Below are 12,985 nucleotides of genomic sequence, written 5' to 3' on the forward strand. Positions count from 1 at the left end.
GACGGCAATATATCCGAGCTGACGGCCCAGGTCGAATTCAGGAACCATCTCCCTGTCCTGAACCGTGCGGGCGAATCTCGACGGCCCGCATGGGCGTCGACTTCGGCCGACACGGAAATTCTCCACCTCGGTGGACGGGTGTCGATCCCACTGCTGGCCGACAACCGAGAGGATCCGGCGATGCCGGGCCGCAACATTGATCTGCGCACGCGAGGCAAGGCGGGGGTGAAGGCCCGGCGAAAGGGCATCTGCAACGATCCTGCAATCGTCCGCGAAGGGCGGGCCGGCGACGTCGACCGCGGGCTCGGCAAGCCGCCCGCCGGGTCGAACGCGAGGCCGGGGGCCACCGGGCCCCCGCTCCACCGGCGGCGAGCACGGACCGCCCGGGCAGGAGGCGGGCGGGCGGACAGCCGTGCTCGTCGCGCTGTCGGCCGGCCGGGCTCCGGCCGGGCATCCGCCTGCCGGCCGCCTTGATCGGCGGTCGGGGACGCTGAAGTTGGCCGGGTGGGGAGCATCGAACACCTGGATGTGCTACGAACTACGCACCCGAGCGGACCGCGGCCGCGTAGTAGATGTCGCCGTAACCGCCGCGGTCCGGATGGCGGAGTTCGGGGATCTCCCCGAAGATCAGGACTGCGGCCAGTGCCACCCATTCCAGGGGTGGCAGCAGGCGGATTCCCGTGCATCCGCCCACCTCGACCGCCCCCGGGCCGCCTAATAAACACGGGGGCTCATCGGATAACCTGGCAGAGCAGTTTTCGTCGCCGGCCATCGCGCCGGCAACCCGCCCGTCCAGGTGGCCCCATGAATCTCCTTCCGTACCCCCCGCAAACCGATGGGACGTGCGACCGGCGGCTCGATCAGCCGCAGCGGGCGGACCCCCGTTCGGGGGAGGGGATCAGGATCCTCATTGGGGCTCACCGACGCCACGAGAGTCAGTTCTCGCACATCGGAGCGGGCGGCATTGACGGCATGGGCGGGCGGCGGGATAACCTTTTCGATGTAGCCGACAGTGGGGCCGGCGAAGGCATGCCGAGCCCGGAGGGAGTTGGTGTGGCGGCGCGCCACTTCACCCGGGGTCGGGCCATGCATGGCCACCCACAAAGGTGGTGTACGGCTGATCCCCTGCCCGACCCTCGGATGAATCTGCCGGACTGCCGGCGATGAGCCGGTGATCCTCATCCGGAGTGGTCGGGTAAACCGGAGTGGACAGGGAGAGGAGCACGATGGGCCCAGTGGTTTCGGACTCGTCCGCTGTGCAGGTGCGCCTGCACCGGACGATGACCGCCGCCGGCTTCGACCGAGCGTCGGGTCCGTTCTCCGCCGACAACCAACCGACCGACGTGCGGACCCAGCGGGAACGGGTTCGCCTGGCCCAGATCGAGCTGCTGGAGCTCAGCGCGCAGCTCACGACACCCCACCTGCGACGCCAGATCCTGCGCATCTACTCACTGCTACGCAGCGAGCCGGTGGTGCAGAGCCCGGCGAAGCCACCGCCCTTCCGCCTCACCCTGCGTGAGATGGAGGTGCTCACTCTGGTGGCCACGGGGTGCTCCAACGTCGAGGCGGCTGAGCAGCTCACCATCCGGGCCGAGACGGTCAAGACCTACATGCGCAGCATCATGCGCAAGATGGGCGTCCGGAACCGGACCGCGGCGGTGCACACCGCCCGGCAGATCGGCCTACTGGACTGAACGGACGCCGATCGGGTCGGCATGGCGGCTCACTCCCACCGCCGACGCCGCCCCAGCACCGCACCACCGACACCCACACCACCAACACCCGTAACACCGACACCCGCAACACCGACACCCGCAACACTGGCACCACAGTGCCGCAAGCAGCACCGGCGCTGTCAGGCGCCACCACCGACGGGCCACCGCAGCCACCGCCCGGCACTGCTCCCTCCGGGCCCTGCCGCGATCCGTCGGCCCGCTCCGGCACTCCCTCCATGCCGGATCGCGACCACTCCGGAACCTGAAAAAGGGCTCGGATCGGACGTCATCGTCCGATCCGAGCCCCGGTCGTCGGTGCCCGGATGGCACCGTCGGGTATGACGGATCTGCCTAGCCGGCGGCGAACAGGCTCGCCGCGTCGACCGTCCGGACGTCAGTCGCCCTGGTGCCCTTGAGGGTCGCCTCGACGGAGCTGGCCGAGCACAGCGCTTTCAGGCTCGGGATGGCACTGCCGTCGCAGGAGAACGTCAGCCCGTGACCGGCGGGCATCGCGATGTTCCTGGCCGTCTTCAGGGTGGAGGTCACCGAGGCCGGGGTGACGTCGCCGCTGATGCCCTTGAGCGCCCGTGCGAGGCCGAGGACCGTCTGGTAGCCGGTGACCGCATAGCCGTCGGTCTGCGTCTTCGGCGTGTACCTGGCCATCACCGTGCGGTACAGCTTCGCCTCCGTGTCGTCGGAGTCGGTGTCCGACGGGGTGAACAGGATCGAGCCGTCGAGTTGGCCCGGCGCCGCGTCGTCGACGGTCTTCGACACACACGGCTGGATCACGAACTTCGGCTGGGTCGCACCCACGGCCTGGAAGGCCTTGAACACCGAGGTGCAGTGGGTGGCGTCGCCGACGAGGGCGAGCGCGTCCGGCTTCTTGCCGATCGCCGAGGTCACCTGGGAGGTGGCGTCGGCCGTGCCCCGCGGGATGGAGATGACGTCCAGGTCCACGCCGGACTTCTGGAACACCGGCTTGCCCAGGGCGTTCGCCCCGGTGATCGCGGCCGGCACGTCCGTGACGAACAGCGCCACCCGCTTGTAGCCCTTCTCCTTCGCGTAGCTCGCCATCGTGCCCAGCGTGNCGGGGAAGGCTCCGGTCCAGGAGAACACGCCATCGGTGGCGAACTCGGAGCCGGCGGTCGCGGTGCCCGTGACATACGGGATCTTCGCCCCGGCGATGATCGGCACGAGGGTGTCGCCGAAGCCGGTGGTTCCGGTGCCGACCGCGGTGACCTTCTGCTCGACCATCTCGTTGGCGCAGGTCCGGGCGGAGGCCGCGTCCTCCTGCGACTTGCAGACGACGAGCTGGATGGGCCGCCCGCCGATGCCGCCGAGGTAGTCGTTGGCGTAGGCGGTGGCCGCCTGGGCGCCCTCGCGGACCTCGGGCAGGGACACCGCGCTGCCGCCCTCCGCGGTGATGAAACCGATCTTCACCGGCGCACCCGCCGCCTTCGTACCCGGCGGGAGCGTCGCGGTCGACGCGGTGGGGCCGGACGAGCTGCCCGCGTCGCCGCCGCCGCTCCCGCTGCCGCAGGCCGCCGGAAGTAAGGCCAGGCCGAGGACCAAGAACGCCGATCCCGCCCGCACGCCGCGGCGTCCGCCGTGCCAGTACCCGTTCCTCGCGCCCACTGTTCCTCCCTCTCACCGTCCGGCCGTCCCGCAGATGGCGGGGTATCCCCGCCGGTCGGGCGGCCCGGCCGATCGCCGGGTGCCCCTCGCCGGCGCGACGACCGCAGACCCCACAAGAATTCCTAAGATGACTTAGTGCACTATGTTAGTGATCACGCGGTTCGTCAAGCAAACCGAGTTCGTGGGCGCGGCCTTCACCCGGAGACGGCTCTCCGGTGGGTACGGCCGCAGGCGCCGGAACGGGCCAGCAGACGCCGAGATGTGTTGCCGAACGGCCAGGACGGTGAAAGCCGGGCCGGGGCCGGGGACGCGACGAAGGCGATTCGCCACGCTCAGGCGGCTGTCTCCCGCGGGGCGTGCCGCTCGCTGAGGTAGGCCCGTTCCAGCAGCTCGGGCTTCGCCCGCAGCTCGGCCGCCGGCCCGGACAGCACCTCCTCGCCGTGGGCGAGCACGATCGCGTGGTCGGCGATGCCCATGACGAGGTGCACGTGCTGCTCGACGAGCACCACCGCCGCCGACGTGTCCGTGGCCACCGCCCGCACGACCGGCAGGAGCTCCTGCACGATCACCGGGGCGAGACCCATGCTGAGCTCGTCGATCAGCAGGATGCGCGGGCGCTGCACGAGCGCCCGCCCGATGGCGAGCATCTGCTGCTCCCCGCCGGAGAGCATCCCAGCCCGGACATCGAGCCGCTTGCGCAGCGCCGGGAAGTAGTCCAGCACCTCGTCGACGCTCAGCCCGCCCTTGACCCGCCCGAGCTGGAGGTTCTCCCGGGAAGTCAACGTGGTGAACAGGGACCGGTCGTCGGGCACGAGCACCACGCCGAGCCTGGACAGCGCCCGCGGGCTGGCCCGGTTCACGCCCTGCCCGTGCACGGCTACCTCGCCGCCGAGCGTGGGCAGCAGCCCGGCGAGCGTCAGCAGGACCGTGGTCTTGCCGGCGCCGTTCGGCCCGAGCAGGGCGACGACCTCGCCCTCACGCAGCGTCAGATCGAAGCCGCGCACCACCGGTACCCGGTCGTATCCCGCGTTCAGCCCGCGGGTCTGCAGCAGGACGCTCAACCGACGCTCTCCTTCTCCAGCGATGCGGACGGTCCGGGCGGAGTCGCCGTGGTGGAAGCAGTGGTGGAAGCAGTGGTGCCGGTGCCGGTGCCGGCCTGGGCCTCGGCGTCGGCGTTCACTCCGGCGTCGGCGTCGGCGTCGGCGTCGGCGGAATCGGCGGTCACGGGGGCTCCGGCTGCCGCGGGGGTTGCCGCCGCGGGGNCGGCGACCACGGAACCGGCGACCGCTCCGGCCGGCACCGAGGGCTGCGACGCGACGGGGGTGCTGCCGAGGTAGGCCTCGGTGACCGCCGGATGGTTCTTGATCTCCTCAGGCGAGCCGCTGGCGATCACCGCGCCGAGGGCGAGCACGACGATCCGGTCGCAGACGCCGAGCACGAGGTTCATGTCGTGGTCGACGAGCACGATCGTCACCCCGGTGCGGGCCACCTCCCGCAGCCGCTCGCCGAGCCAGAGACTCTCGGTGCTGTCCAGGCCACCGGCCGGTTCGTCGAGCAGGAGCACCCGCGGCCGGCCGGCGAGCGCCCGGGCGATCGAGACGAGCTGGCGGTGACCCTGCGACAGCTCGCGGACGGGGCGGTCGCGGACCTCGTGGAGCTGCAACGCGCGGTAGAGCCGGTCGAGATGGTCGGCGTGATCGGCGGGTAGCCGGCCACCGCCGCCGCGGGCCGCGGCCTCGCCGACGGAGACGTTCTCGGCGACCGAGAGGTCCTCGTACAGCTCGATGCCCTGGAAGGTGCGGCCCAGGCCCCGGCGGATCCGGTGGTGCGGCTTGAGCCCGTCGAGCCGGTAGCCCTCGAACTCGACCTCGCCGGTGGCGGTGATGAAGCCGCTGATCGCGTCGATCAGGGTGGTCTTACCCGCGCCGTTGGGGCCGATCAGACCGATGACCTGGCCGTGGCCGAAGTCGAGGCTGACGTCCTGCACGGCCCGCACGCCGCCGTACTGCACCCCGACTCCGCGCAGGGTGAGCAGGATCCGCTCGGCGTCGGCGGTCGCCGCCGCCGCGACGGCATCGGCCGCGACCGGCACCGACCCGGAAGCCGGCACCGACCCGGAGACCGGGGCCGGCTCGGAGACCGCGGCCGGCTCGGAGACCGCGGCCGGCTCGGCGGGGATGGTCGGCGGGATGGCGTCGGCGGTGGGCAGGACCGGCGGCTCGGCGCGCAGCCGCTTCGCCCGCTGACCTGACCACCAGGCGTGGACGGGGCCGACGGCGCCCTCCGGGTTGAGCAGCACGGACAGGACCAGGGCCAGACCCGTGATGACCTGGTACCAGCTACCGAGATCGACCGCCTTGTCCAGCGCGACGAACAACAGCCCGCCCGCGCCGAGGACGCCGGCGAGCAGACCGCCGGAGACCGAGGTGATCCCGGCGAGGTAGGCGGTGGCGAACAGGGCCAGACCACCGACGACGGAGAAGGACTCCGCGTCCACGAGGGTCTGCTGGTAGGCCATCAGCGCGCCGCCGAGGCCGGCGATGAACGACCCGATCGCGAAGGCGGCGATCTTGATCCGGGCGACGTCGATGCCGGCGGCCGCCGCCGAGCGCTCGTTGGCGCGCACGGCGAGCATGGCCGCGCCGAGGCNGCTGCGCCGCAGCTCCGCGACGGCCAGCGCGACGAGGATGAGGACCACCAGGCAGAGCAGGCCGAACTGGATGCGGGGGTAGTTCTCGCCCGCGCCGATGCGCAGGTTGAGCCCCCACAGCTTCGGGTCGGCGACCTTCGCGCCGCCGGTCCCGCCGTTGACGTCCGGGTTGCGGAACCAGATCGACTCGACCGCCATCCCGAGGGCGAGTGTCACCACGGCGACCGGAAGGCCGCGGATGCGCAGCGCGGGCAGGCCGACGACGACCCCGATGATCATCGCACCGAGCGCGGCGAGCAACGGGGCGACGGGGAACGGAATGTTCCAGTCGGTCGTCATCCGGCTGACGAGGAAGCCGCCGACCCCGGCGAGGGTGAGCTGCGCGAGCGAGACCTGGCCGGCGTACCCGGTGACGACCACCAACGACAGCGTGACGATGCCGAGCAGCATCGAGGTGACGACCGCGGCCCGCATCGAGCCCGAGGTGACGACCAGCAGCACGACCGCGACGACGGCCGGGATGACGACGTTCAGCAGCCGGTGGCGCGGCCGGGGCGCCTGGCCGAGGTTGGCGCGAATGAGCATGCCGCGCGTCGGCAGCGGCCGGCCGCGCAGGACCAGGTACGCCAGGATGACGACGAGCGGGACGAGCTGGCCCAGGCCCTGCTGCGGCAGCCAGGAGTGCTGGGACTGCAGGTACTGCAGCTCGGACTGCACCATCCCGATGAGCAGGCCGGCGCCGACGGCGAGGCCCAGGGAGTTGAAGCCGGCGACCAGGGCGGCGGCGAGCGCCGGCACGATGAACAGGGTGTAGGAGACCGGGATGAGCGGCACGATCGGTGAGATCAGGATGCCGGACAGGCCGGCGACCACCGCACCGATGGCCCAGTTCGCCAGCGCGATGCGGTCCGGCGACAGGCCGGTGACCAGCGCGCCCTTCTCCGTCTCGGCGGCGGCCCGGGTGGCCAGGCCGAAGCGGGTGAAGCGGAACACGCCGGCGAGGGCGAGCGCGAGGACGACGATCGTCAGGGCGAACCACAGCTTGTCGCCCTGGATGCGCAGGTCGCCGATCGTGTAGCTGTCGCTGGGCAGGATCCGCTTCACCGACACGGGCGTCGTGCCGACCCGCTGGGCGAGCAGCGCCTGGAAGACGATGAGCAGACCGATCGAGGCGACCGCCTTGGCGACCGGCGGCGCGGTGCGCAGCCACCGAAACACCAGCACGTAGAGCAGGACCCCGAGCAACGCGGCGATGACCAGCGAGACGCCCAGGGCGGGCCACAGGCCCCAGTCGGAGCCGACGGAGACGGTCTTCGGTAAGCCGGGGATCGGCAGCAGCAGTTCACCCCTGCGCAGGAACGCATACGTGTACGCGGTGTACAGGGCGATGGCGCCGGTGGCGAAGTTGACCACACCCGAACTGCGATACGTGACCACCAGGCCGAGCGCGAGCGCCCCGAAGACGGCTCCGCTCCCCAGCCCGAGTAGCAGGAAGACTATGTGTTGAGTCATCGCGGGCGATGTCTCCCCTCACCCTCCGTCGGCACAGCCGCGAAGTGATCGAGTGCAGGTGGGTCCGGGCGGCCTGACGCGCCGACCCCGACGCCGCGGGACGGACCGCCGGGTGCGGGTGGCCTACCGGTTCGGTCAGGGGGGCGCGACGATCCGAGCGGGACGGGTCAGCCCTTCGGCACGTCGGGGCTCGACGCATCCGGTCGACGACCGGTGAGACGTGCGGCACACCGCTATCTTTGTAAACTAGGTGGTCGACCTGGTCAAGCGGTGATCCGTTGTGCCACGCCCGCCCGGGGGCCCAGGACCGGAGCGAGGCAGGGGCAACCGGCCCCGAAACGGCGAACGTCCCCGGCGGGCGAAGGACCAGCCTTCGCCCGCCGGGGACGTCTCACGGTGCGGGGAACGTCAGGATTCGGCGGCCGCCTCCGCCGCGATGCGGTCCATCTCGTGGCGGACGATGCCCTCGGCCGAGTCGGCCGGCGGGGTGGGCAGGACGACCTGGCCACCCGTCCGGCTCGGCAGCAGCACCACCGCCTTCGCCGGCGACGTCGTCACCCCCCGCTGGTTCTCCGCCCACACCTCGATCTCGACCTCGTTGCGGATCCCCCCCTCGTTGCGGATCCCCCCCTCGCCGCGGATCCCCCCCTCGCCGCGGGCCTCGGACCCGTCTGGCCCGGACACCTGCCGCTTGTCCGTCACCCGCCCCTTCAACCAGGTCGTGTCCCCCACGAAGTTGAACCGGCGGTGCTGCACCGAAAGCTTCCACAGCCAGCCCTCGTCGCCGATCCAGTCCGTCAGCAGATGACACAGCCACGTCTCCCGCATGGCGCCGTAGTCGTACGACGTCGGCAACCCCAGTTCCTGCGCCCGCGCCGGTTCCCAGTGCAACCGCTGGACCGTGTCCGGAATGTTCAGGGCGTTCGCCGGATACAGCCCCGGGGCCTTCGCCCGCACCCGGTGGGCCAACCGGAACGCACCCGGCGGAGTGAGCTGCATTCCCCAGCCCAGGTGCCACACCACCACATCCGTCGTCGTCAACGGACCCTTCACCTTCGTCGGCAGCTCCTCCCCCACCACCACGTCCTCGAAATACCGCGGCTGCCCACCCCGCCGCGACTCCGCCGCGTACAGGGCGTCGATCTCCGCCAACTGCTCCGCCGAGTACGGCTCCGGCAGATCGTGCTCCTTCTTGCGCTCCCGCGACGTGTGCCGCTCCGCGTTGATCCAGGTGCCGCGCTGCAGGCAGGTGGGCTCGCCGTGCTGGTTGGCGAAGATGAAGTCGTGGGTGACGTGCGCGGTGCGCCCCCCGAAGGAGCTGGGCTTCGCCACCACCCCGACCTGGGTACGCAGGCAACGCGCCCGGTCACCGAGGGCGAACGGCCGCCACCACTCGAACTCCATCACCGCCTGGTAGGAACCCAGGCCCGCGAACGGATCGCCCTTGAGCAACGCCTTCGTCTCCGGGTCGGGCCTGGGCGCCGCGTCCTCACCCACCGTGTACAGGAAGGTCGGCGGCGCGATGAGCGTCCCCCACCGGGTGCCCTTGCCGTAGTCCGGATCGCAGTACAGCGGGTTGTCGTCCCCGTAGCCGTAGGCGAAGTGCCGGGAGGCGTCCCAGGTCACCTCGTAGTTGTGCGGCGGGTTCGGCAGGGGCTGCGGAACCCCGATCCGCCTGCGCGACCGCTCGAAGGCCGCGTCCGTCAGGACACCGAAGCGCTCAGCACTCTCATCCACCACCTAGTTATAACAGATAACTATGTCCACGTCCCCCTCTCCCGCGGAGTCCCAGCGACACCGGGGACGACCCCTCCGGCCCGGTCAACGCGCTCCCGGGGCGGCGCACATCCCAAGGAAGGCGCATCGAGGCCACTCCCTGCCCGGCGAGGCTCGGCTGGAGCTCGCATCCCGACAGTCGGGGCATGACTGCCCGGCATAGGACGACTGTTGCCGCACGGTCGATCGAGGTTTACTAAGTTATCCATGTCATGACGGATCTTCCGGCCTCGCGGATCGCTCCACTCGCCGGGCGGCCCCGATGCGGCGAGGCATGACAGGGGAACGACCTCGCGCACCCGATCGCCGAGCACCAGAGTCGGCGCGGCCATCGACTTGAGGGGACTCTGTGTCTTCATCCCGCAAGGGCCGCTTAGGCGTGGCCGCCGCCATCATGGGCCTGCTGGTGGCGGGCGTCGGATGCTCGACGGCGGGCCCACCGGACGCCGACGGTCCCTGTAACTCCCCCGGAGTTTCGAAAGACCAGATCAAGCTGGGTTTCATCTATCCGGACACCGGGGTCGGATCGGCAGTTTTCGCCGCGGCCCGCGCGGGCGTCGACGCCCGGCTGGGACTCGCGAACGCCGAGGGCGGGGTGAACGGCCGCCGCATCACCTACGAATGGCGCGACGACGAGGCGAACCCGGACACGAACGGGCGGGTGGCGCGCGACCTCGTCGAGAACACCGGGGTCTTCGGGTTGATCATATCGTCGGTGGCCGCCTCCGGTAGCGCGAGGTACCTCAACGAGCAGGGCGTTCCCGTCACCGGCCTCGACGCGGAATCGGTCTGGGCGCAGTAACGGAACATGTTCTCCTTCGTCTCTTCGGCGGAGTCCGCGATCGACACGTTCGGCACCTACGTCAGGCAGAGCGGCGGCACGAAGGCCGTCATGCTCATCCAGCCGCTGTCCGGCGCCGTGGCGAGCTTCGGCGACAAGGTCATCCGGAGCATGCGGGCCGCCGGCGTCGAGGCGACCGGGCTCGCCTACACCGAGGGTGTCGACGACCCCGCCACCACCGGCCGCCGGCTCGCCGCCGAGGGGACCGACGTCGTGCTCAGCCTGCTCGACGCCCGCTCCCTCGCCGAGATCCTGGGGGCCATGCGGTCAGCCGGCGCGGCCCCGAAGTCCACCCTGTCGTTCACCGGGTATGACACCGGCCTGTTGCGGCAGCTCGGCCCGGTGATGGCCGGGGTGTCGATCCCGCTGTACTTCCTGCCGTTCGAGGCCGGCGGCCCACCGCTGGAGGAGTACCGCAACGCCGTGCACCGGTACGCGCCCCAGCTCAGCTCGCCCGACCAGGAGTTCGCGCTGCGCTCCTACATCGAGACCGACCTGTTCCTGCGTGGCCTGGCCGACGCCGGCACCTGCCCGACCCGCGCCTCCTTCATCCGCAACCTGCACAACGTCTCGAACTACAACGCCCGCGGGCTGATCGCGCCGATCAGCATCAGGGACGACTTCGGCCGGCAGCAGACCTGCTACGCCTTCGTCCGGGCGAACGCCGCGGCAACCGCCTTCGAGGTGACACAGAAGCAGCTCTGCGGGAAGGTCCTGCCGGACTGACCGCCGGAACGTGGCGATCACCCGCCCGGCTCATGCGCGCAAGGTCATGCGCGCAAGGGCGCGACCGCGCCCATCGCCTCGTCGAGCAGCGCCGCGAGCGACGCCCGGCCGCCGGCGTCACACCACGCACTCTGGGCGGCGTCGAGGCAGGCCAGGGCGGCCGCGACGACCGCGGCAGCACGCCGCTCGACCCCACCGACTCCACCGGCCCGCTCATCGGCACCGGGTGAACCAGTCAGAGGCTCCGCCCTCGCCGACGAATCGAACCCCGCCGACGAATCCGACTCGACCGGCAGATCGGACCCGACCGACGGATCAGACCCGACCGACGGATCAGACCCGACCGACGGGTCAGACCCGAGCGAGGGTTCGGACCGGGCCGGGGCGGCCACGCGGGCGAGGCGATCGATGACCTCGGGGACCAGCAGCTCCCGCCATCGGGACTGCTTCTCCAGGTGCGCGGCCTTGAGCGCCGGGGTCTCGTGCAGCATCCGCAGCAGGACGAACGTGCGCCCCGGATCGAGGCGGTTGCGCTCCTCGATGAGGTCGAAGGCACGGCGCAGCGCCAGCCATGCGCCCTCCTGCGGGGGGCGTCGCCCGACGGCGTCGGCGAGCGCCCGGCCGAACGTCTCGAAGTTGACCAGGATCACCTCTTCCTTCGACGCGAAGTAGCGGAAGAAGCTGCGCTTGGACAGTCCGGCGGCGGAGGCGATCTGGTCGATCGTGGTCGCGTCGTAACCCTGCTCGGCGAACAGGCTCATCGCCACGGTCATGAGCTCGGAGCGCACGGCACGGCGGGTGCGTTCCCGCAGGCCGGGAGGCGACTCCATCATCATCCGCCGATGGTACGCCGTGACCGACCTGTCATCGAGTGACGTTTCCGGCGTACGGTGTTGCGAACAGCGGCCACCGCCGAGACATCAGACCGGGCTGGCCGCGACAAACTCAGCACCCGGGAAGGGAACACCATGAGCAGGATCTGGTTTGTCACCGGAGCGTCCAGAGGCTTCGGCCGCGTGTTCGTGGAGTCCGCGGTGCGGGCCGGCGACCAGGTGGTCGCCACCGCCCGTAAGATCGACGCGGTGGCCGACCTGGCTCAGACCCACGGTGACGCCGTACTGCCGCTCGCGCTGGACGTCACCGACCGGGCCGCCGTGGCGCCGCGGTCAAGGCGGCGATCGCCCACTTCGGGCGGCTCGACATCGTCGTGAACAACGCAGGCTACGGCCACTTCGGCGCGGTCGAGGAACTCACCGAGAGCGACATCCGCGACCAGCTCGAGACGAACTTCTTCGGCGCCCTGTGGGTCACCCAGGCGGTGCTGCCGCAGTTGCGGTCGCAGGGCAGCGGGCACATCATCCAGATCTCCACGATCGGCGGGATCGCCGCCTTCCCGTCCCTCGGCGCCTACCACGCGTCGAAGTGGGCGCTGGAGGGGCTCAGCGAGTCCCTCGCCCAGGAGGTCGCCGCCTTCGGGATCAAGGTCACCCTCGTCGAGCCGGGCGGCTACAGCACCGACTGGGCGGGGTCCTCGGCGGTGCACTCGGCCCCGTCGCCGGCCTACGACAACCTGCGCAAGGCGATGGCCGAGCGGCGCGCCAACGCCGGGTCCGCGATCGGTGACCCAGCAGCGACCGGCGCGGCCCTACTGAAGATTGTCAACGCCGAGAACCCGCCGCTGCGGGTGCTGTTCGGTACCCCGCCCACCCAGATCGTCAAGGCGGTCTACCAGCAGCGGCTGGACACCTGGGCGCAGTGGGAACAGGTCTCGATCGAGGCCCAGGGCAGCTAGCCCCGTGTTTCGCACTTCGGATTCTGCTGCGCCGACCGGCCCCTGTGATCTTGTTTTCGGGTCATGGGGGTTAGGTGGGGTCGATGCCGAGGAGGTCGAGCAGGTGCTGTTGGAGTGGTCCGGGTCTGGGGATGTAGGCGGGCTGGCCGGCGGCGGTGGGGACCAGGCGCAGGGGGGCGAGGGCTTCGAGGATGAGTCGGCCGGTGGGCCGGGCGGGGCGGCCGGCGTAGAGGCCGGGCAGCTTCTCGGCGGGGGCGATCGCCTGGCGGACGGCGCGTTCGATCAGGGTGAACACGAGCAGGGCCAGGCAGATGACGTGGATGAGGCCGTCGATGCGC

At 71.0% G+C, this 12,985-nt stretch carries 8 protein-coding genes and 5 pseudogenes; 4 read left to right on the forward strand and 9 right to left on the reverse strand.

The window, feature by feature from the left end; all coding sequences use genetic code 11:
* Window positions 1-538 precede the first annotated feature (538 nt).
* Window positions 539-694 carry a hypothetical protein gene (locus FF36_RS35565; RefSeq protein WP_157866981.1) on the reverse strand — a complete coding sequence of 52 codons (156 nt, stop codon included), beginning with the start codon at window positions 692-694 and terminating at the stop codon, window positions 539-541.
* Window positions 695-1,226: 532 nt separating this feature from the next.
* Between FF36_RS35565 and FF36_RS24195 the strand changes: the two genes are divergently transcribed.
* Window positions 1,227-1,694: a helix-turn-helix transcriptional regulator gene (locus tag FF36_RS24195; RefSeq protein WP_044887463.1), complete on the forward strand. Its 468-nt coding sequence runs from the start codon at window positions 1,227-1,229 to the stop codon at window positions 1,692-1,694.
* A 372-nt stretch (window positions 1,695-2,066) separates the two neighbouring features.
* Here the strand turns inward: FF36_RS24195 and FF36_RS38885 are convergent.
* From FF36_RS38885 to FF36_RS24215, 6 genes and pseudogenes are all read right to left on the reverse strand, one after another.
* Window positions 2,067-2,802: ABC transporter substrate-binding protein (locus FF36_RS38885; RefSeq protein WP_242422803.1), on the reverse strand; the 736-nt coding region annotated here is incomplete at its 5' end.
* A gap of 1 nt (window position 2,803) precedes the next feature.
* Window positions 2,804-3,350, reverse strand: a pseudogene (locus FF36_RS40465) (ABC transporter substrate-binding protein); the annotation flags it as partial.
* Window positions 3,351-3,682: 332 nt separating this feature from the next.
* Window positions 3,683-4,411 (reverse strand): ABC transporter ATP-binding protein, encoded by a 729-nt coding sequence (locus FF36_RS24205; protein ID WP_044887465.1) that lies wholly within the window; start codon window positions 4,409-4,411, stop codon window positions 3,683-3,685.
* 202 nt (window positions 4,412-4,613) lie between these two features.
* A pseudogene (locus FF36_RS38895) lies at window positions 4,614-5,999 on the reverse strand (branched-chain amino acid ABC transporter ATP-binding protein/permease); the annotation flags it as partial.
* A 1-nt stretch (window position 6,000) separates the two neighbouring features.
* Window positions 6,001-7,512 (reverse strand): annotated as a pseudogene (locus FF36_RS38900) (branched-chain amino acid ABC transporter permease); the annotation flags it as partial.
* Between the two features lie 408 nt (window positions 7,513-7,920).
* The gene (locus tag FF36_RS24215; RefSeq protein ID WP_044887476.1) at window positions 7,921-9,249 is read right to left on the reverse strand and encodes an FAS1-like dehydratase domain-containing protein; all 1,329 of its coding nucleotides are present in this window, start codon (window positions 9,247-9,249) and stop codon (window positions 7,921-7,923) included.
* 433 nt (window positions 9,250-9,682) lie between these two features.
* Here FF36_RS24215 and FF36_RS24220 point away from each other — a divergent pair.
* Window positions 9,683-10,855: pseudogene (locus tag FF36_RS24220) on the forward strand (ABC transporter substrate-binding protein).
* Window positions 10,856-10,899: 44 nt separating this feature from the next.
* On the opposite strand, the gene FF36_RS24225 reads toward FF36_RS24220, so the two are convergent.
* Window positions 10,900-11,685, reverse strand: coding sequence for a TetR/AcrR family transcriptional regulator (locus FF36_RS24225; RefSeq protein ID WP_199865482.1), 786 nt, complete (start codon window positions 11,683-11,685; stop codon window positions 10,900-10,902).
* A gap of 138 nt (window positions 11,686-11,823) precedes the next feature.
* Here FF36_RS24225 and FF36_RS41560 point away from each other — a divergent pair, with 138 nt between their 5' ends.
* Both FF36_RS41560 and FF36_RS24230 read left to right on the forward strand, forming a co-directional pair.
* Window positions 11,824-12,066, forward strand: a complete 243-nt coding sequence (locus tag FF36_RS41560; RefSeq protein WP_199865483.1) for an SDR family NAD(P)-dependent oxidoreductase — start codon at window positions 11,824-11,826, stop codon at window positions 12,064-12,066.
* Window positions 12,063-12,647, forward strand: coding sequence for an SDR family NAD(P)-dependent oxidoreductase (locus tag FF36_RS24230; protein WP_255355910.1), 585 nt, complete (start codon window positions 12,063-12,065; stop codon window positions 12,645-12,647). The genes FF36_RS41560 and FF36_RS24230 overlap by 4 nt, the downstream gene beginning before the upstream one ends.
* A gap of 70 nt (window positions 12,648-12,717) precedes the next feature.
* Here the strand turns inward: FF36_RS24230 and FF36_RS24235 are convergent.
* Window positions 12,718-12,985 (reverse strand): annotated as a pseudogene (locus FF36_RS24235) (IS1634 family transposase); the annotation flags it as partial.

Source organism: Frankia torreyi, assembly GCF_000948395.1.
Classification (GTDB): Bacteria; Actinomycetota; Actinomycetes; order Frankiales; family Frankiaceae; genus Frankia; species Frankia torreyi.

Excerpts from the sequence above, each read along its gene's own strand:
- FF36_RS41560 (WP_199865483.1), top strand. The coding sequence starts at position 11,824 with ATGAGCAGGATCTGGTTTGTCACCGGAGCGTCCAGAGGCTTCGGCCGC.
- FF36_RS24195 (WP_044887463.1), top strand. The coding sequence starts at position 1,227 with ATGGGCCCAGTGGTTTCGGACTCGTCCGCTGTGCAGGTGCGCCTGCAC.
- FF36_RS24225 (WP_199865482.1), bottom strand. The coding sequence starts at position 11,685 with ATGGAGTCGCCTCCCGGCCTGCGGGAACGCACCCGCCGTGCCGTGCGC.